Source organism: Streptomyces kunmingensis (assembly GCF_039533535.1).
Classification (GTDB): Bacteria; Actinomycetota; Actinomycetes; order Streptomycetales; family Streptomycetaceae; genus Streptomyces; species Streptomyces kunmingensis.
In genome coordinates, this window is the sequence record NZ_BAAATS010000013.1 from 14,630 (window position 1) to 33,239 (window position 18,610).

General features: G+C 71.4%; 20 protein-coding genes and 2 pseudogenes. 13 read left to right on the forward strand and 9 right to left on the reverse strand.

Annotated features, from left to right (window positions below; translation table 11 throughout):
- Positions 1-98: 98 nt before the first annotated feature.
- From ABD366_RS16705 to ABD366_RS16715, 3 genes are all read right to left on the reverse strand, one after another.
- Entirely contained in the window at positions 99-1,013 is a 915-nt protein-coding gene (locus ABD366_RS16705; RefSeq protein WP_324766933.1) for an NADP-dependent oxidoreductase, read from the reverse strand.
- Positions 1,014-1,300: 287 nt separating this feature from the next.
- Positions 1,301-1,759, reverse strand: a complete 459-nt coding sequence (locus ABD366_RS16710) for a DUF2267 domain-containing protein (RefSeq protein ID WP_324766932.1) — start codon at positions 1,757-1,759, stop codon at positions 1,301-1,303.
- Between the two features lie 102 nt (positions 1,760-1,861).
- Positions 1,862-2,305 (reverse strand): Hsp20/alpha crystallin family protein, encoded by a 444-nt coding sequence (locus ABD366_RS16715; protein ID WP_324766930.1) that lies wholly within the window; start codon positions 2,303-2,305, stop codon positions 1,862-1,864.
- Positions 2,306-2,413: 108 nt separating this feature from the next.
- Here ABD366_RS16715 and ABD366_RS16720 point away from each other — a divergent pair, with 108 nt between their 5' ends.
- Both ABD366_RS16720 and ABD366_RS16725 read left to right on the forward strand, forming a co-directional pair.
- Positions 2,414-3,085, forward strand: coding sequence for a type III effector protein (locus ABD366_RS16720; protein ID WP_411293642.1), 672 nt, complete (start codon positions 2,414-2,416; stop codon positions 3,083-3,085).
- A gap of 154 nt (positions 3,086-3,239) precedes the next feature.
- A complete protein-coding gene (locus tag ABD366_RS16725; protein ID WP_324766928.1) occupies positions 3,240-4,550 on the forward strand; it encodes a mandelate racemase/muconate lactonizing enzyme family protein in 1,311 nt (436 codons plus the stop codon).
- 524 nt (positions 4,551-5,074) lie between these two features.
- On the opposite strand, the gene ABD366_RS16730 is transcribed toward ABD366_RS16725, so the two are convergent.
- The 3 genes from ABD366_RS16730 to ABD366_RS16740 all read right to left on the reverse strand — a co-directional run bounded on the left by ABD366_RS16730 (position 5,075) and on the right by ABD366_RS16740 (position 7,139).
- Positions 5,075-5,959: an NAD-dependent epimerase/dehydratase family protein gene (locus ABD366_RS16730; RefSeq protein WP_324766927.1), complete on the reverse strand. Its 885-nt coding sequence runs from the start codon at positions 5,957-5,959 to the stop codon at positions 5,075-5,077.
- An 88-nt stretch (positions 5,960-6,047) separates the two neighbouring features.
- Positions 6,048-6,485 (reverse strand): MerR family transcriptional regulator, encoded by a 438-nt coding sequence (locus ABD366_RS16735; protein WP_324766926.1) that lies wholly within the window; start codon positions 6,483-6,485, stop codon positions 6,048-6,050.
- Positions 6,486-6,551: 66 nt separating this feature from the next.
- Positions 6,552-7,139 carry a hypothetical protein gene (locus ABD366_RS16740; RefSeq protein ID WP_324766925.1) on the reverse strand — a complete coding sequence of 196 codons (588 nt, stop codon included), beginning with the start codon at positions 7,137-7,139 and terminating at the stop codon, positions 6,552-6,554.
- A gap of 217 nt (positions 7,140-7,356) precedes the next feature.
- Here ABD366_RS16740 and ABD366_RS16745 point away from each other — a divergent pair, with 217 nt between their 5' ends.
- Positions 7,357-7,980, forward strand: coding sequence for a TetR/AcrR family transcriptional regulator (locus ABD366_RS16745; protein ID WP_324766924.1), 624 nt, complete (start codon positions 7,357-7,359; stop codon positions 7,978-7,980).
- Positions 7,981-7,995: 15 nt separating this feature from the next.
- Here the strand turns inward: ABD366_RS16745 and ABD366_RS16750 are convergent, their stop codons facing one another.
- Complete coding sequence (locus ABD366_RS16750; protein ID WP_324766922.1) at positions 7,996-8,796, reverse strand: bestrophin-like domain; 801 nt, start codon at positions 8,794-8,796, stop codon at positions 7,996-7,998.
- 389 nt (positions 8,797-9,185) lie between these two features.
- Here ABD366_RS16750 and ABD366_RS16755 point away from each other — a divergent pair.
- Positions 9,186-9,979: pseudogene (locus ABD366_RS16755) on the forward strand (GNAT family N-acetyltransferase).
- A complete protein-coding gene (gene infA / locus ABD366_RS16760) occupies positions 9,976-10,200 on the forward strand; it encodes a translation initiation factor IF-1 (RefSeq protein ID WP_324766921.1) in 225 nt (74 codons plus the stop codon). Before ABD366_RS16755 ends, infA begins: the two are co-directional and overlap by 4 nt.
- Here infA and ABD366_RS16765 read toward each other — a convergent pair.
- The gene (locus tag ABD366_RS16765) at positions 10,197-10,586 is read right to left on the reverse strand and encodes an ArsR/SmtB family transcription factor (protein ID WP_324766920.1); all 390 of its coding nucleotides are present in this window, start codon (positions 10,584-10,586) and stop codon (positions 10,197-10,199) included. The genes infA and ABD366_RS16765 overlap by 4 nt on opposite strands.
- A gap of 95 nt (positions 10,587-10,681) precedes the next feature.
- Between ABD366_RS16765 and ABD366_RS16770 the strand changes: the two genes are divergently transcribed.
- From ABD366_RS16770 to ABD366_RS16800, 7 genes and pseudogenes are all read left to right on the forward strand, one after another.
- On the forward strand, positions 10,682-12,760 hold the full coding sequence (locus ABD366_RS16770; RefSeq protein WP_344441986.1) for a heavy metal translocating P-type ATPase: 2,079 nt from the start codon (positions 10,682-10,684) through the stop codon (positions 12,758-12,760).
- A 12-nt stretch (positions 12,761-12,772) separates the two neighbouring features.
- Positions 12,773-13,084 carry a hypothetical protein gene (locus ABD366_RS16775; protein ID WP_324766120.1) on the forward strand — a complete coding sequence of 104 codons (312 nt, stop codon included), beginning with the start codon at positions 12,773-12,775 and terminating at the stop codon, positions 13,082-13,084.
- 123 nt (positions 13,085-13,207) lie between these two features.
- Positions 13,208-13,588, forward strand: a pseudogene (locus tag ABD366_RS43470) (serine hydrolase); the annotation flags it as partial.
- Between the two features lie 8 nt (positions 13,589-13,596).
- Positions 13,597-14,154: a hypothetical protein gene (locus ABD366_RS43475; protein WP_411293608.1), complete on the forward strand. Its 558-nt coding sequence runs from the start codon at positions 13,597-13,599 to the stop codon at positions 14,152-14,154.
- Positions 14,155-14,175: 21 nt separating this feature from the next.
- Positions 14,176-15,714, forward strand: coding sequence for an alpha/beta hydrolase (locus ABD366_RS16790; RefSeq protein ID WP_324766121.1), 1,539 nt, complete (start codon positions 14,176-14,178; stop codon positions 15,712-15,714).
- A 120-nt stretch (positions 15,715-15,834) separates the two neighbouring features.
- Entirely contained in the window at positions 15,835-16,275 is a 441-nt protein-coding gene (locus ABD366_RS16795) for a DUF6325 family protein (protein WP_324766122.1), read from the forward strand.
- Positions 16,276-16,315: 40 nt separating this feature from the next.
- Complete coding sequence (locus ABD366_RS16800; RefSeq protein ID WP_324766123.1) at positions 16,316-16,630, forward strand: SHOCT domain-containing protein; 315 nt, start codon at positions 16,316-16,318, stop codon at positions 16,628-16,630.
- A gap of 66 nt (positions 16,631-16,696) precedes the next feature.
- On the opposite strand, the gene ABD366_RS16805 is transcribed toward ABD366_RS16800, so the two are convergent.
- On the reverse strand, positions 16,697-17,560 hold the full coding sequence (locus ABD366_RS16805; protein WP_324766124.1) for a helix-turn-helix transcriptional regulator: 864 nt from the start codon (positions 17,558-17,560) through the stop codon (positions 16,697-16,699).
- Between the two features lie 102 nt (positions 17,561-17,662).
- Between ABD366_RS16805 and ABD366_RS16810 the strand changes: the two genes are divergently transcribed.
- Complete coding sequence (locus ABD366_RS16810) at positions 17,663-18,610, forward strand: SDR family NAD(P)-dependent oxidoreductase (RefSeq protein WP_324766125.1); 948 nt, start codon at positions 17,663-17,665, stop codon at positions 18,608-18,610.

Sequence of the window (18,610 nt, forward strand, 5' to 3'; positions counted from 1 at the left end):
CCCCGGCGCCGGCGCCGGCGCCGGCGCCGGCGCCGGCGCCCCCGCCGTCGTCGTTGCCGTGGGAAGCGGCCGGATCCATTAGCGCCGTGGGTCGGGGTTCAGTCCACAGTGAGGACGAGCTTGCCACGGCCGTGGCCGGCGTCGCTGACCCGCTGGGCCTCGGCGGCCTCAGTGAGCGGGTAGGCCGCGCCGACCGTGGTCACCAGCTCGCCGGCTGCGGCCTTCTGGGCCAGCTCTGCCAGCCGGGCCGCCGACCGTCGCTGGGGGCCTTCGGCGAAGACGATGCCCAGCTGCGCGGCGCGGAAGTCGGCCGTGGTGACGATGCGGTCGGTGCCGCCGCGCAGGGTGATGGAGTCCTCCAGAGCCCCCTTGCCCGCCGCGTCGAACACGGCGTCCACACCCTCCGGGGCGAGCGCGCGGACCCGCTCGACCAGGTTTTCGCCGTAGACCAGCGCGGTGGCGCCGAGCGAACCGACGTACTCCTGGTTGGCCGCGCCGGCGGTCCCGATCACACGTGCGCCGCGGGCGACGGCCAACTGGACGGCGATGGTGCCGAGCGCCCCGGACGCGCCGTGGATCAGCAGGGTCTCCCCCGCCTTGACCTCCAGCAGGTCCAGGACCCGTTCGGCGCCATCACCGGCCACCGGCAGCGTCGCCGCCGAGGTCCAGGGAAGCGCGGCGGGCTTGGGGGCCAGGACGCTTGCGTCGGCCAGGGCGTACTGGGCGTAGGAACCGGTCTCGGACCAGCCCAGCACCTCGTCGCCCACCTTCAGTTCATCGACACCCTCACCCACGGCGTCGACCACTCCGGCGATCTCCCCTCCCGGGATGGCGGGCAGCGAGGTGGGGAAGATCGCCTCCATGGTCCCGGAACGGATCTTCCCGTCCACCGGGTTGACGCCGACCGCCTTGATGCGGACGCGAACCTGGCCGGGCCCGGGCTGCGGGACGTCGATCTCTGCCTCGTGCAGGACCTCAATGCCGCCGAAACGGTCGAAAACGATGGCCTTCATCTCTGCTCCTACGTCAGTTCGGTGCGGTGCGTGGATCAAGCGGTGCGCGTCGCCATCGTTAATAGGTGGCTAGACACGTAAAACGTAGCAGGATTTACGTGGCTAGCCAAGTAATTCCGATGGGCACCACTCCGCGGCCGCGTCGGCCGCGGCCCGCGGCTCGGCCGAGGACGCAAGACCTGGATGTTCGCGAGCCTGAAGGTGCGCGAGGAGAGCGGGCGGCGCGGCCCGCCGCGCCACCCCGACGGACGATGGCGATGCGGCGGCCGACGCGGCCCGCGCACCGCTCAGGCCGCTCGCACCACCTGGTCGACAGGCAGTCGGCGGGCACCCACCGTGAGGTCCGCCTGCCCGAACAACAGGGCGTACCCGCTGGGCAGTTGGGCAAGGACGCGGTGCAGCAGTTCTTTGTCCACCGTGCGGGCGAGGGCGCCCAGGACGGATCCCACGTGCCAGCGCGTGATGGTGTAGGGCGCGTGGGTGGCTTCGGCGAGAGCCTTGACGAAGGCGTGCGCCGTCAGCGGGCGTTGGCCGGGCAGGGCCTGACTGAAGTGCCGGGCGGCCTGCGGCGGCAACTGGCGTGCGAGCTCGACACGTTCGTCGCCGACGATTTGCTGTCCGAGTGCGTCCAACACGGCGGCGGTGACGCGCTCTGCCTGCTCGACGGTGGCGTAGGCGCCTTGGTAGCGGATCTGCTCCAGCAGCGCGGCGTCGGAGCGGGTCGGGGCCGGGGTCACGGTGTGCATGGAAGCGGTGGCCTTTCGCGCTTCGCTCGGCTGGCACGGGGGGGGGCCGCTCGCGCGCCTGTTGACGCGTGACGGCCCCCTCGCGGTCAGCGGGTGGGTGGGTCAGGAAGAGAGCTGCCTGGGTTCGCCGGAGGCCGCACGGCTGATGTTGATCTTGCGCGGCTTGGCGCGTTCGGCGATCGGGATGCGCAGAACCAGCACGCCCGCCTCGTAGCTGGCGTCGATGCGCTCGGTGTCGAGCGAGTCCGCCAGGACCAGCTGGCGGGAGAAGACGCCCATGGGCCGCTCGGCCAGTTCCAGCTGGACACCCTCGCCCGTCGAGGTGGGGCGCCGCTCCGCCTTCACGGTCAGCATGTTGCGTTCGACGTCGACGTCGATGGCGTCCGGGTCGACCCCGGGCAGATCCAGGGCGATGACGTAGGCGTCACCGTCGCGGTAGGCGTCCATCGGCATCTGCGTGGGCTTCGACCACGTGCCGGCGCCTCCGGTGAACAGCTGCTGAGCGAGACGGTCGATCTCACGGAAGGGGTCGGTACGCATCAGCATTGTTGCTACACCTCCAAGGTCTCAGGGCATTTCATGCCTCATGCGCTGCACCTGCCATCGTTGTACCATGTCATCGTAACGATGACAAGCGACCGAGTCAGCGCAGCGATGACAGCAGGAGGAGCCGTGTCCCAACCCCCGCATCCCGACTCCCAGGCCCCCGATTCCTTCCACGCCGCCTATGCGGCCCTGCAGGACATGACCCGCTCCGCCCAGGCCGCGCACGACGGGCTGCCCGCCGTTCCAGCGCCCGGCGTCGACGCCGCGCTCGACGCCTTGATCCTGCTGCGTGAACTGCGCGGACAGATCGCCGGCTGGGAGGCCTCCCTGATCGAAACGGCCCGGGGCGCGGGGGCCAGCTGGGCCAGCCTGGCGCAACCCATGGGCGTCAACAGCCGCCAGGCCGCCGAACGCCGTTACCTACGCCTGCGCCCCGGCGCCCCCGGCTCCACCGGCGACCAGCGCGCACAGGCCGTCCGCGACGAACGTGCCGCCGAACGCCACGTGACCTCCTGGGCCCGCGCCCACGCCGGCGAACTGCGCCAACTCGCCGGGCAACTGGCCGCCCTCGCCGACCTCCCCAGCACCGCCCAGCCCCCGCTCGACCGGATCCGCCAGGCACTCGACCACAGCGACGCGGCCCAACTCCTCGTCCCCCTCGCCGATCTGCAGACCCACCTCACCGCGCACCCCGCCCTCGCCCAGCAGGTCGATCGCGCACTGGAACACGCGGACGCCCAACGCGCTGCCGCCACCACACAGCGCGGTCGGTCGGAGTGACTCGCCGCGGCCGGAGCTCCGGTGAGTTCCGCAGGATCGGGCGTCCCGCTCCACGCCGCTGTGGCAATCATGTTGCGAGATCCTTTCGATCATCGACCTGTGGAGGGGCTGTGTGATCGCATCGCCGGAGACCCCCACCGAGAGGCCTCACCCCATGGCGCACCACAGCGAGAGCCGCAGCCGACGCACAGCACTGACCGGGATGGCCGCACTGGCTGTGGCACCGCTGCTCACCACCGTGACCCCGGCCGCCGCCGACTCCGCCTCCTCCACCACGTCCTCCGTCCCTTCCTTCGCCGTCCCGAAGGCGGGGCGGCGGCTGCGGGTCACGGGCATGGAAGTGTTCGTCGTCCGGGTCAACCACCGTGGTAACTGGATCTTCGTCCGGCTGCTGACCGACCGCGGAGTGCATGGACTGGGCGAGGCCTCCCACGGCGGAGGCACGGACGAGGAGATGGAGCGGGAGCTGGACGCCTTCTTCGCTCATGTACGCGGCCGTTCGCCGTTCGAGATCGCTGCCTATCGCCGCTCCGCCCGCTCCCGCGCCACACGCGGCAAGGTGCAGGCCACGGCGTTCGCCGCGCTCGAACAGGCGCAGTGGGACATCGTCGGCAAGGCCCTGGACGCCCCCGTCGCCGAACTCCTCGCGAGCACGGGCATCAGCACCGGCACCGGCACCGGCACGGGTGGCAGCAAGCTGCGGACCCGGCTGCCGGTCTACGCCAACATCAACCGCGCCACCGTCGACCGGACCCCGGCCGGATTCGCAGCCAACGCGCGGGCCGCCGTGGCCGACGGCTTCGGTGCGATCAAGGCTGCCGTCTTCGACGATTTCCCGGCGCTCACGGCACCGGCCGAGGACCTAGCCGCGGCCAAGGAGTCGGGCATCGCGCGGGCCGAGGCGATCCGGGCGGCCATCGGCCCGGACATCGCGCTGATGATCGACGCCCACACCCGCTTCGACGTCCCGCTCGCCGTCGAGGTCGCCGGCCGCTTCGCGCCGCTGGACCTGGAGTTCTACGAGGAGCCCGTACCGCCGCAGAACGTCGCGGACACCCGCCGGATACGGTCCTCCATCAGTCAGAAGCTCGCCGGCGGAGAAGCACTCTTCGGCCGGGACAGTTTCGTCCCCGTGGTCCGCGAGCACGCCCTCGACATCATCATGCCGGACGTCAAACACTGCGGTGGGCTGCTGGAGGCCCGCCAGATCGCCGGCCTCGCCCGTCACTACGGGGTGCAGGTGTCCCCGCACAATCCGAGCGGTCCCGTATCCACCGCGATCAGCGCGCATCTGTGCGCGGGACTGCCCCATCTCGCCAGGCTGGAGTACGCCTGGGGCGAGGTGCCGTGGCGGCACGAACTGCTGGCGCCCCAGGAGCGGTTCGAGTCCGGCGAGCTGGTGGTGCCGGAGGGGCCGGGCTTCGGCGTCCGGCTGGACGACGCTGTCGTAGCGGCCCATATGTGACGCGGCCGGTCGCCCGGGTTCACCGTCTCCGGGCGGCCGTCGTCACGGGGCGCCTGGATGGTCGCGGACGAGTTCGGCCGCGTTGGCGAACTGCCGGCCGTAGAGTCCCGCGGCGAGGAACCCGTCGGCGTTGCCACCCGGACCCTGGCGCGGTTGAGGTCGCCGCCGTTGTGCAGCGTGCCGGGGTGCGCGAAGGCGGCGGCCGGGGCGGCGTCGGCCGCGTCTCTTCCGGTGACGGTGAGGACGGTGCCGCCGACGGCGCCCGCGGCGGCCAGTGATCCCGCGATGCCGAGGGCACCGCGGCGGTGGATGCGATGGCGGTTGTGGTCTGCCATGGAGGTGCGTGCTCCTGTAACGGGGGGCCGCAAGGTCCGGCCGTGTGTACAGGAGACGGGCGCGCGCCCGTTCGGTAACAGTTTTTTCGCGTGACGGGAGCCCGGGCCGCCGTTACGAAGAGGCAGCCGGAGGTCGCTCGTAGCGCTGGGAGAGCAGGGACACGAACGGCACTCGACCTCCGGCGGATGTCAGCGCCCCGCGTCCAGGAACCCCAGATCCCGCAGGCACTCGGCCGACTCGACGATCGTCGTCGCGGCGGGACGCGGCTGCCAGCCGAGCTCCTCCCGAGCCCGGTCGTTGTGGATGACCGGGTGAGGAAGATCCTCGCCGGGAGCCTCCTGTTCGGGGGCCCGCGCGGCGAGTGGGCCGAGCCGGTCGCGCAGGATGCCGGCCAGCTCGACGAAGCTCAGCGCCGGGCCGTCGGCGACGGCCAGGAAGCGCCGGCCGGCCGCCTCGGGAGCGGCCATCGCCCGCAGATGCAGGTCCGCCGCATCACGTACGTCGACGACGCCGAAACGGGCGCGGGGAGCGACGCTCATCGACCCGTCGAGCAGCGCCTTGACCAACTGCATGGAGGAGCCGAGCGTGGTCGTCAGGGTGGGGCCGAAGATGCCCGTCGGGTTGACCACGACGAGCTCGGTGTCACCACCCTCGCGCTGCGACCAGTCCCACGCGGCACGCTCGGCGATCGCCTTCGAACGGATGTAAGGAGCGAGGCCGGGCGTGTCGGGGTCGGTCCAGTCGGCTTCCGTGAACTCGGCACCGGGCTTGGGCGTGTAGCCGACCGCCGCGAACGACGAGGTGAGTACGGTGCGCCGGGCCCCCGCGTCGCGTGCCGCGCGCAGCACCCGCAGCGTGCCCTCGCGGGCGGGCACGATCAGCTCGTCGGGGTCGTCGGGCTGGGCTGCCGGGATCGGCGAGGCCACATGGTGGACCTCTTCGCAGCCGGCCAGCGCGGCGGCCCACCCGTCGTCGCCCGTCAGATGCGCGGCGACGATCTCCAGGCCCGCGTCGTCGGCGCCGCCCCTGCGCACCGCCGCCCGCAGCTGCGGCGCGCGATCGAGCGAGCGCACCGTCGTCCGGACCTCCTTCCCGGACCGCAGCAGCGCGGCGACCAACTGACTCCGAGGTACCCGGATCCGCCGGTGACCAGGACCGGGCTCATCGCGCCACCTCCAGTCGCCGCGCCGCATCGAGGGAACGCCGTGTCGCTTCGGCCTCCGCCTCGGCGTCGCCCTTTTCGCGGGCGTCCCACAGGGCGGCCTTCTCCCGCAGATAGGCGAGCCGGGCGTGCTGCGCGGCGATCTCCGCCTCGACGCGGTCGGCGTGGCGCAGCAGCAGATCACGCTGCTCGGCCGCGGCGGCCGGTCCTCGGGTCCGGTTGCTCTGATAGGTGCGCATGTCCTCGATACTCATGCCGACCGCGCGCAGGCAGGCAAGCGCCTGGAGCTCGTCGAGGTCGCGCTCGTGATAGCGCCGGTGGCCGCTGCTCTCGTCACGGTCGACCGGCCCGATCAGCCCGACGTCCTCGTAGTAGCGCAAGGTCGGTTCGGTCAGCCCGCTGCGCCGGGCGACGTCCTGAATGGTGAAAGCTGTCATGCGGGGAGCAGAACATACTTCAAGCGCTTGAAGGCAAATGTGCGGGATGCGTCTTCTACGGCTTACTCACGCGGACTTGTCGGTCCGTCCCAGACGCAGGGCGGAGACGAGGAAGAAGACCCCGCCGAGGAAGGCGTACCCGGCGAGGGTGCTCAACGAGGCGTCGGCCTTGCCTGCTTGGGCGATGAAGGAAGCGCCGGCCAGAGTGGAGATGGCACCGCTGGCGATCATCGGCCACTGCCCTCCCATGCCACGCCGAAGGACGCCGACGATCAGCTGGACGAGACCCGCGGTGATCGCCCAGGCGCCCCAGACGCGCAGGACGGCCGGGATACCGGAGGTGGCGGCGGCGATCAGACCGGCGGCGGTGAGGGTGCTGAGCGCGACATTCGCGTAGAGACCGCGCACCGGTCCGCGGTTCGCCCTGGCGGACCTGATGTCCACGACGGCGCACGCCACGTCGAACAAGGGGTAGATCACCAGCAGCGTTGCGGCGAGGGTGCTCAGAGTGTGGGCGGAGGCGAACAGCAGGCCGGCCCATACGACGGCGAACGCGAAGCGCAGGAAGTACAGCCGGCGCAGCGTCGTGGGAGCACTCGCGGTGGAAGCACTGGTGGTGGGGGCGGGGGCGACGACTGCGGTGTCGGTGTGCATGGGACGTCCCTTTCGGCGCAAGCGGAAGCGCAGGTGGATGCGGAGGTGGAGGTGGATGTCGCAAGCGGATGTCGCGAACGAGGGCGGCCCGTCGACCGCTCGGGCCCTCGACTCCCCGTAGGGAGAACGTTCGGTCTCGCTCGCTCCTCATCTAAGCCGCCCCCACCCTCTCCGTCAAGACCGAACGTTCTCCCTCATCGACTGGTACGCTGACCACATGAGCGCGACTGCACAGGGCGGGAACACGTCAGAGGCGCGGTCCCGCCTGCTCGACACAGCAACGCGGATCTTCTACGCGGAGGGCATCCACTCCGTCGGCGTGGACCGGATCATCGCGGAGGCCCAGGTCACGCGCGCCACGCTGTATCGGCACTTCAAGGGGAAGGAGGAGTTGATACTCGCCTACCTCCAGCAGGCCGATCACGGCATCCGGGGACAGGTTGCCGCCGCTCGGGCGGAAGCCCTCTCGGCGGCCGACACCGTCAGGGCCATCAGCCGGTCCATCGCCGGGAGCATCCAGCAGCCCGGGTTCCGCGGCTGCGCGTTCCTGAACGCGGTGGCCGAATATCCCGACCCGGCGCACCCGGTCCACCGGACCGTCCTGGCCCACCGGCAGTGGTTCCAGGAAACCGCCACGCAGTTGCTTACCCAGGCCGGCAGCGCGCCCGGGTCCACCGACGCGGCAGGCCGGCACTTCATCATGCTCCGGGACGGTGCCATGGCCGCCGGCTGCCTCTTCGACCCGGTGCTGATCTCCGAGACGTTCCTGCGCGGTGTCGAGGGCCTGCTCAGCACACGCGACCTCGACGCCCGGCAGCGGACAGCGCGCAAGCCTGCCTGAGAAAGCCGGCGGGGCTCACACGTCGCGGCGGTCGCCCTGGTCGTCGCAGGGCAATTCGGTGATCTTGTGGTGGGCGACGAAGTCGCGGGTGGCCTGGCGTTCCACTTCGGCGACCGCCGTCGGCTGCACGTTGACGATGCCGCCGAAGGGCCGGTCGACGTCCCGGATGATGCACAAGGTCGTGGTCAGCAACGCGGTGATCACCACCAGCGTGACGATCTGGCCGCGATTGTTCCTGCGGGGCAGACAGATGCCGAGGCCGATCACGGTGATGGTCAAGGTGGCCAACAGGAACCACAGAATGACGCTGGCGATGCTGGCGGTGGCCTGCGTCAAGCGTTCCTCGCGCTCGTCGGAGCGCTTGTTGTCGGCGGCGACCAGCATGCCGAAGACCGGCTCGCCCTGAAGGGTGCGGAACGTCTGGCGCAGGTCCGTCGACCACACGCTGGGGGCCGTTGATCCGTTGCCGTCGGCCATGGCCGGCCACTCCTGCGTGCGCAGGGCGCGGGCGTAGCAGACCGCTGCGGCCTGGACCTTGGCCCGCTGTGCGTTCGGCGCGTACTCGGCGGTCTCCACGAGCTGGTCCAGCGCCCGGGCTTCGCCGCGGGAGGCTGTCTCGGCCTTGCCGTAGGAGCCGTTGGCGGTGACCAGGACGAACGCGAGAAGCAGGACGGTCAGTGTCAGCAGCGGTCCGACGAGGTCCTTCACCGCCATGCCGGTGTCGTCGTCCTCGCTGAGCAGCCGCGGCCTCAGGTAACGGTTGGCGGCAAGGCCCGCGAGCAGGGCCACGACGGCGACGACGATGACGAGGACCACGAAAAGACACCTCCAAGATCGGCACGGCGCCTCTTCCGACCCCGGCGACGGCGCCGATCATCACCCGAGAGGGGAGGGGCCGGAAGCAGGGAAACGTTTGCTCGCCCACGTCCGGGGGATCAGGTTGGGCTGCACAGCGGATGCCCGCCCGCGGACCGGTGGATGCCCACCCGGGGGCCGTGGCGGACGCCCGCCGGGGGCCGAGAAAATGCATGGAGCGAGGCGGTGCTTCGCTGCTACTTTCATGGCGGACCGTGAAGTCGTCGTAGGGAGGTGAGCCCCGTGAACACAGTCACCCATGGGTGCTCCCTCGATCCGCCACGGTCCGGCGGCTGACGTCCGGCGTCGCCAGGAGCGCCCGAGATCGAGGCACTCCGAAGGAGACTCCGATGAACACAGAACTCTTCACATCCGGCCTGGGCGAGAACGCGGTGCTGGTCACGCGCGTCGCCGACCGGCAATGGCACGCCCTGGATGACGACTTGGTGGTAGGCCGCGGACATGCGCTGCACCGCCCCGAGGACGCTTGTTCGTCAGCGTCGACGCCTGGCACGCGACCGCCTTCGACCGGCTCGCCGACGCGATGCTGGCAGAGCTGCCGGCGCCGCTCCACACGGTGGTCGACGCGGCGGACGTCGAACTGACGGCGGGCTGGCTGCGGGCCGGTTTCACGGTCCGGCGCCGCGAATGGGAGTACGTCGTACCGACCGACCCGGGGGTCACGGGGCTCGAAGCGGTTCTGCCGCCGCCGGGCGTGACGATCGTGCCCGCCGGTCAGGCGGACGAGAGTCTGCTGCGGGCGGTGGACCGCACGATCCGGGACGAGGTCGAGGCGACCGTCGGGTGGCAGTCGATGCCCGCGGAGGTGATGCCCCGCCCCGCGGGTGACACCATCGTCGACCCGTCGAAGTACGCGGTGGCCGCGGCGCCGGACGGCTACCTGGGTCTGATCCGGGTCGTGACGACGAACCGGCCCCGCGTCGGGCTGGTCGCGGTCCGGGCCGGTGATCGGCGCCGTGGCATCGCGCGGGCGCTGCTGGCCCACGCGCTGGGGACGCTGCACCGCTCCGGGGCCGTCGCGGCCTGGGCCGAGGTCCACGAGGCCAACCGAGCGGCGACGGCGCTGTTCGAAGGCGTCGGCGGCCGGCCGATGAGCAGCAACCTGGAGCTGGTGCGGCGATGACGAAGAACAAGAACGTCATCGAGGTCGAGGGCAAGATCGTCGAGTGCCTGCGCAGCGCCATGTTCACCGTGGAGCTCGAGAACGGCCATCAGGTGCTCGCCCACATCAGCGGGAAGATCCGCAAGAACTACATCAAGATCATGTTGGCGGACCGGGTCCTGGTGGAGCTCCCGCCGTACGACCTGACGCGCGGCCGCATTGTGTTCCGGTACCGGAACTAGCCTTCGGCGACGGAGGGTTCGGGCAGGGCGGCCGGGGCGTCCCGGACACCCATGCGCAGGTGCTCCACGTGGTAGAGCGCCTGGTCGAGGAGCTCGGCGACGTGGTTGTCGTAGAGGGCGTAGATGATCGAGCGCCCGTGACGCTCGCCGGTGACCAGTCCGAGGTTGCGCAGCAGGCGCAGTTGGTGGGAGCAGGCCGAGGCTTCCATGCCCACCGCCTCGGCCAGGTCGCCCACCGAGCAGGGGCCCTCCTGGAGCCGCGCCAGGATGTGCAGGCGCGAGGGCGTGGCGAGGGCCTGGAGGGTGGCCGCGACATCGGCGGTGCCGACAGCGTCGAGGCGCTCGCGCGTGGTGGCGTTGCTGGCGGTACCGGTTCCGTGACCCATGCGGACATCATACGCGTGACACCTGAAGACCTATTCAGATGTTCCTGTATGGTGAGGGCGTTCCCCCCGGTCCGCCCGTGAAGGGTTGTTTTGTCATGCCTTCTGTCCTCGATCAGCGGCCCGCGCCCACCACTGCCGGGCCGCCGACCGCGCCCCCGCGCCGCCGCACGCGGGTGCTGGCGCTGCCCGAGGCCCGGTGGGCACTGGCCGCGCTCGTCCTGTTCCTGGCCGCCCTCCCGCTGGATCTCCTCGGGGCCCCGGCCTGGCTGTGGGCACCGCTGTACGCCGCCACCTACGTCACGGGCGGTTGGGAACCGGGATGGGAGGGTCTGAAAGCTCTCAGGGACAAGACCTTGGACGTGGATCTGCTGATGGTCGTCGCCGCTCTCGGCGCGGCGGCCATCGGGCAGGTACTCGACGGGGCACTGCTGATCGTCATCTTCGCCACCTCCGGCGCGCTGGAGGCGGTCGCGACCGCCCGGACCGCCGACTCGGTGCGCGGTCTGCTGGATCTCGCGCCGGCCACCGCGAACCGGCTCCTGGCCGACGGCGGCGAAGAGAACGTTCCTGCCGACGCCCTCGCCATCGGCGACATCATCCTGGTGCGGCCCGGCGAGCGGGTCGGCGCCGACGGCGAGGTCATCGACGGGGCGTCCGACATCGACCAGGCCACCATCACCGGTGAGCCGCTGCCCGTCGCCAAGCACGCGGGTGACGAGGTGTTCGCCGGTACCGTCAACGGCACCGGCGCCCTGCGCGTACGTGTCGGGCGGAGCCCGTCGGACTCGGTGATCGCCCGGATCGTGAAGATGGTCGAGGAAGCCTCCGGGACCAAGGCCCCCACCCAGCTGTTCATCGAGAAGGTCGAGCAGCGGTACTCGATCGGCATGGCCCTCACCACGCTGGCCGTCTTCGCGATCCCGCTCGCCCTGGGCGACGAACTCCGCCCGGCCCTGCTGCGCGCGATGACGTTCATGATCGTCGCCTCGCCGTGCGCGGTGGTCCTCTCCACCATGCCGCCGCTGCTGTCCGCCATCGCCAACGCCGGCCGCCACGGCGTCCTCGCGAAGTCCGCCGTCGTGATGGAGCGCCTGAGCCAGGTCGACGCGGTCGCCCTGGACAAGACCGGCACCCTCACCGAGGGCACACCGCGCGTCACCGACATCCGCCCCGCCGCCGGTTCCGGTCTGGACGAGGACGGGCTGCTGGCGCTGACGGCGGCGGCCGAGCTCCAGAGCGAACATCCCCTGGCCCGGGCCGTCGTCGGGGCCGCCCGCGAACGCGGCCTCCCTCTCGCCGAGGCGGCCGGGTTCAGCTCGGCGCCCGGTGCGGGGGTCACCGCCGTCGTCGACGGCCGCACGGTCCAGGTCGGCTCACCGTCCCGCCTCTCCTATACCGATGCCGATGCCGACAGCGACGCCGATGCCGGTGCCGACGCCTATGCCGATGCTGACGGCGACGGCGACGGCGACGGCGACGGCGACGGTTCGAAGACTGCCCGAACGGTGCGGGAGCTTCAGGACCAGGGCCGTACCGCGGTAGTTGTCCTGTGCGACGGCGTACCGGCCGGTGTGCTGGGCATCTCCGACCGGCTCCGTCCCGACGCGAAAGCCACGGTGGCAGCCCTCACCGAACTCACCGGCCGCTCTCCGGTCCTCCTGACGGGCGACAACGAACGCGCCGCCCGCCGTCTGGCCGCCGAGATCGGTATCACCGATGTCCGCGCCGGGCTCCTCCCCCAGGACAAGGTGGCTGCCGTCCGGCACTGGGAGTCCGAGGGGCGCCGGGTCCTGGTCGTCGGCGACGGTGTCAACGACGCCCCCGCCCTGGCCGCCGCGCACACCGGGATCGCAATGGGCAGGGCCGGTTCCGACCTCGCGCTGGAGACCGCCGACGCCGTCGTCGTCCGCGACGAACTCGCCACCGTGCCCGCCGTCGTCGAGCTGTCGCGCAGGGCCCGTCGCCTGGTCGTGCAGAACCTCGTCATCGCCGGGATCTTCATCACCGCGCTCGTGGCCTGGGACCTGATCGGCACGCTGCCGCTGCCGCTGGGCGTCGCCGGCCACGAGGGCTCCACCGTCATCGTCGGCCTCAACGGCCTACGCCTGTTGCGGGACACCGCGTGGCCTCGCTCCGGCGAGGAGACGGAGACGACAGGCGGCCGTCTGCCCTGAGATTCTGACGGCGTGACCGCACCCCTCGCCGAGACACCACAGCCCAGGATCCAGATCGTGCAGCTGGATGTCATCGCCGCTGACCAGCTCGCCGTAGTGGCGCGTTGCCTGGGGAGCACGCGGCTGGGCGCCGAGTTCCGGTGTCCGGACCACGACGGTGAGACCGTGGACCTGATCGTGACGGAGATTCGACGCTACCCACAGGTGACCGTGCGCGAAGTACAACCGCCCCATGCGGCCCGCTTGATCCTCACAGGCGGGCATGCCAGTCGACTTCGTCTGCGGCCGCGGGACGTCCTTCGGGGGAAGAACCCCGCCGCTTGATGCAGGGCGCGCCCCGTCCCCCGCCGACCGCCGCGAAGGTCACGCCGTCGGGCTCTCGCCGGGCTGTTGCCTGTTCAGCATCTGGCAGGTGGCCTTCTCTACGAGGGCCTTGTTCGCGGCTGCGGCGGCCTTCTCCTTGATGCCCAGATGAAGCAGATGCGCACCACGGTGGACGCCCCCGAGGAAGGCGGCGGTTACGGCCTCGGCCTGATGAGGGTGGACACACCGTGCGGCACCGTCTGGGGCCACACCGGCGGTCTGCCCGGCTACTCCAGCGAGATCTACACCGACGCGAGCGGACACCGCAGCGTCGCGGTCCTGACCAGCACGAACTTCGGCTGTGCGGTGGAGACCATGCCGCCCGCCGCCCAGGCCCAGCTCGGGTCGACGGCGGAGGTGTCGATGTTGCCCTCAGGACGTTCGGGACCGGCGAAGCCGACGCCCTCGGGCAGGTCCACCGTCCCGGCGAGGAGGGCCTTCAGGCGCGCCGCGTCCGGCTCGTAGCCGCTCACGTGCTCCTTGCCGGTGTCCCGGTCGTCGTTCGTGTCCAGGTACGAGTCCTTCATGCCGAGCGGCTTGGTGACCAGGCCGAGGCCGACCCCCGCACCCGCGGCGCCGCGCCGGGCCCCGCGGCCGTTCACGATCTCGCACCGCAGCTCTCCCTCGACGCCCTCGAGGGTCAGCCGGACCGGTGCTCCGGGGGCGTGGCGGCGGGCGTTGACGAGTGCTTCCTGCACGACGCGGTACCCCGCCAACTGCACCGGGCCCGGCAACGACTCCAGTGCGGTCCCTGCCCGTACCTCGACCGTTCCTCCGGCGGCACGGTGGCTGTCCAGGAGCGACTCCAGCTCCCCGAGCCCGGGCACCGGCTGGAGCGGGACCGCGTCCGCGGGGTCACGCAGCATCCGCAGCAGATCGCGCAGTTTGCCGCTGCTCTGCCGGCCGGCCGCCGCGAGCCCGTCGATCTGGGCGCGGGCCAAAGAGCGACGCCCACGACCTCGGTGGCAGCGTCCCTGCGGGGGCTACCCCCACCCCCGATCGACCTGCTCGCCCGATGGGCCCGCACGTGAGGCCCCCCATAGCGTCCTCGCATGACCACTCACCGCTCCAGGACGCTCCTGCTGATTCTCTGCGCCGCCACGGTCGCCTCGGCGTTCACAGCGACGAACACGGGTGCCGCCTCGGCCCAGGCGGGGGACGGGCGCTCCCCCGCCCCTGCTCTGGACTGGCAGCCCTGCGCGAGACCTGACCTCGGCGGTCCCGCGCACCAGGAATGCGCCACCCTTCCCGTCCCTCTCGACTACAGCGACCCCGCGGGGCCCCGCCTCTCCCTCGCCGTCTCGCGTGTACGCAGTGAGCGACCCGCGGAGCGGCGGGGCGTTCTGATGGTGCTGCCCGGCGGCCCGGGAGGGTCCGGAGTACAGCGTCTGACACAGAAAGGACCGGCCCTCCAGAAGAGTGTGGGCGGGGTCTACGACCTGGTGTCCTTCGACCCGCGAGGAACGGGCGGCAGCACCCGCGCCGCCTGCGAACTCCCCGCGGACGACCGGCACTTGACCACCCTGCGGTCCTGGCCCGCACCCACCGGTGGGATCGATGCCAATATCGACCGCTCGCGGCGCACCGCCGAGCTGTGCGCCCGCAACGGCGGCCCGGCGCTGCGCAGCTTCACCTCACTCAACGAGGTACGGGACATGGAGCTGCTGCGGCGTGCGCTGGGTGAAACGAAACTGTCCGCGTGGGGCACGTCATACGGGGCCTACATCGCGGCGAGCTACGCGCAGAAGTTCCCCCACCGCACGGACCGATGGGTGATCGACAGCGTGGCCGACCCGAACCCCGAGCGCCTCGCACAGGGCTGGCTGCGCAACACCAGTCAGGCCGTCGACGACCGCTTCCCCGACTTCGCCTCCTGGGCGTCCGACCCGGACCGCGCCACCGACGGGGAGGGGCCTCGACTGGCCGAAACCCCCGCGCGGGTACGGCAGTTGTTCCTCGACCTGGCGGCCCGCCTGGACGGTTCCCCCAGAGCGTCGACCACACCGGGTGTGCCCCTCACCGGCAACCGGCTGCGCCAGGCCCTGCACACCGCTCTCTACAGCGACGGGAACTTTCCCGCGCTGGCGAAGCTGATCGACGACGCGCGCAGTACGGACCCGTCGGTGCGGCCCACGCTCCCCCCGGACGTCGCCGGACCGCTGCCGGACGCGGACGCCGCCGTCACCATCGCCGTGATCTGCAACGACGTGCGCTGGCCGCGGGGGCGGGGCGCGGTGGATTCGTACCGTCGAGCGGTGCGGAGCGACCGCCTGGCACACCCGCTCACCGCAGGATTCCCGGCGAACATCACGCCTTGCTCGTTCTGGAAGTGGGACCCGGCCGAGAAGCCCACGCGGATCACCGACCGGGGGCCCGCCAACATTCTGATGATCCAGAACCGCCGCGATCCTTCGACGCCGTACTTCGGCGCGCTCAAGATGCGCGAGGTCCTGGGCGAGCGGGCACGGCTGGTCAGCGTGGACGGGGGCGGGCACGGGGTCTATCTGGGCACCGGAAACACCTGCGCGAACCGCACCGTGACGGACTACCTGCTGACGGGCGTACGCCCGCGCCGCGACACGGACTGCTGACCACCGGACCGCCCCGCGGCAGCCATCCGGCCAAGACCGGCCCGTACGGCCCTGGGCACATACCCGGCACCGTCCTACGCTCGTACTCGTCCGGCTCTTCTGCGCGAGGAAGGTGGACCCGTGCCCCATGGCCTCAACGCCGACACCGTCGGCCCGGTGGACGTCGCCGTCATCGCCTTTCCAGGCAATCACTTCCACGGCGCCATCGTCCCCGCCCTCCAGGAACTCCAGCACAACGGCACCGTGCATATCCTCGATCTGACCTTCGTCAAAAAAGGTACCGACGGCACCACGCTCATCGTCGAGCTCTCCGACACCGAGATCGCCGAGGCCTTCCATCACCTCGCCGACACCCAGTTCGACCTGCTCAGCGACGCCGACCTCCAGGCCGTCGCCGACGACCTGGCCCCGGAGTCATCGGCCATGATCATCGTCTGGGAGAACACCTGGGCAGCCCGCCTCAGCACCGCGCTGCGCGACTCCCAGGGCGACATCATGATGCTGGAACGCATCCCCAGGAAAGCCGTGCTCGCGGCCATCGCCGCACTCGACTCCAACTGATGTGCCCACCACCCGCCCACCACCGAAGGAACGGCACCCCATGCCGCAACGATTCGGACGTCCCGGCCTGCTCGGCACGGTCGCACGCACCGCGGTGATCTCCGGAACCGCCACCGCCGTCTCCAACCGCGTCAACCGGCGCATGAGCGACCGGGAGATGAACCGCCAGCTGAGCGCACAGGCCCAGCAACAGGCGCAGAGGGACCAAGCAGCAGCACAGGCACCGGCGCCTCCTCCCCCGCCGGCCGGCACGGATCGCGTCGACCGGCTCTCCGCCCTCGCGGACCTCAAGGCCCAAGGGCTGCTCACCGATGAGGAGTTCGCCACCGAGAAGGCCCGGATACTCAACTCCTGAGCACTCCGGATCGGGTCCGCCGAACCGGGCACCCACGCGCGCCTTGAGTTCGACGCCCGGGGCCCTCTACTCGACGAGCGTCTGGGTCCCCAGCACGGTGGCCAGGGCGAGGCGTTCGGCATCCTGGGTGCCGGGCTCAGCCGTGTAGATGCTGATGCGCAGGTCGTCCAGAGCGTCGATCAGTGTGTCGCAGTCGAGGGTGATGCGGCCGACCGCGGGGTGGTCGATGGTCTTGTGCCGTGAACGGTCGGCCGGCGGAGCCGGCGCACCGGCGTTCCACAGTTCGGCGAAGCGGGGGCTGACGTCCGTCAGTTCCTGGACGAGCCGGCGCAGCGCCCGGTCGGCGGGATAGCGGGAGGCCGTCAGTCGCAGGTCGGCGACGAGACGCGCCTCGTGCTCCGCCTGCTCCCGGGGTGTGTGGACGCTGCGGTTGCCCGGCCCGACCAGGTTGCGCCAGACGGCGTTGCGCTCGATGCCGCGCCAGGTCGATGTCTCGCCCATGAGTGCGTCGTAGGGGGCGTTGGCGAGCACGAGCGTCCAGCAGGCGTCGTACACGACGACCGGGGTGTTCGCCAGCCGGTCCAGGAGTCGTTGCACGCTCGGCGGGACGCGCGAAGGCACGACGTCGGGTCCTGGGGCGATGTGTCCGGCGAGCCGGTGGAGGAGGTCGCGGTCGGTGTCGGACAGCCGCAGCGCCTGGGCGAGCGCCTGGACCACCTGCGCCGACGGCGCCGTCGCGCGCCCTTGTTCGAGCCGGGTGAGATAGTCGGCCGAGATTCCGGCGAGCCCGGCCAGTTCCTCGCGCCGCAGACCGGTCGCCCGGCGGCGCCGTCCGACCGGCACACCCACGGTCTCGGGTGCCACACGGTCCCGACGGTCGCGCACCATCCGCCCGAACTCCCAGGTCTTCCCGGGCCCAGTGCTCTCCATGCGCCCAGTGTGCGTGACGGCGCGGACGTTGTCCTGGCCCCGTCAGTCCTATGACATCGGGGCGGCTGGTTGACCGTCGCGCACCGTCCGAGGCTCGATGTCATGACCCCACACACGAACACTCCCGGAACTGTCCTGATCACGGGCCCCACCCGTGGCCTGGGCCGCTCCGCCGCCCTCGCCATGGCAAGGCGCCCTGCCGCGGACCGCCCCGACCTGCTGCTGGTGGGCCGCGCGGGACCGTCCCTGACCGAGGTCGCCGACGAAGCCCGCGCACACGGAGCGACGGTCCGCACGATCGGCTGCGATCTGTCCCGGCTCAGCGACGTACGGGCCGCGGCGTCCGCCGTGCGGGAGGCCCTCGAATCCGGCGCGGTCCGCCCCCTGCGGGCACTGGTCGCCAACGCGGGCCTCATGTCGGCCGACACCCGTGCCGCCTCCGCCGACGGTCACGAGCTGACCTTCGCCGTGAACTACCTCGCCCACGCCCAGCTCATCGCCGGTCTGCTCGGCGCTCTGGCGGCGCCGGCCCGGATCGTGCTGCTCGGCTCCAACACGTACTACGCCAACCTGTACCGGCGGCTCCTGGGTGTACCCGAGGCGAAGTGGGCCGACCCCGTCGATCTCGCGCGGCCCGCGACCGGTGAGGAGGCCCCCGGTTTCACCGCCTCCGGAGTCGCGTACTCCAACGCCAAACTGGCGATCCTGTACTACGCCCACGAGCTGCAACGGCACGCCGGCCCCGGCATCAACGTCTCGGTGTTCGAGCCCGGCTGGATGCCCGGCACCGCGCTGGGCCGGGACACACCCGCGGCGGCCCAGGCGTTCGGACGCGCCCTGGCACGCCTGCCCGGGGTCTCCACGCCGAAGCGCTCCGGCCCCGCGCTGGCCTCGATCGCCCTCGACGACCGGTGGGCGCAGCTGCGCGACGGCGCGTTCGTGGTGGTCGACAAGGTCACCGAAGTGCGCCCGGTCGCCCGCGACCGAACCCGGGAGCACCGCCTGTGGGAGGCGACCGCCGAACTCCTCGAGCCACGGCACACACACTGA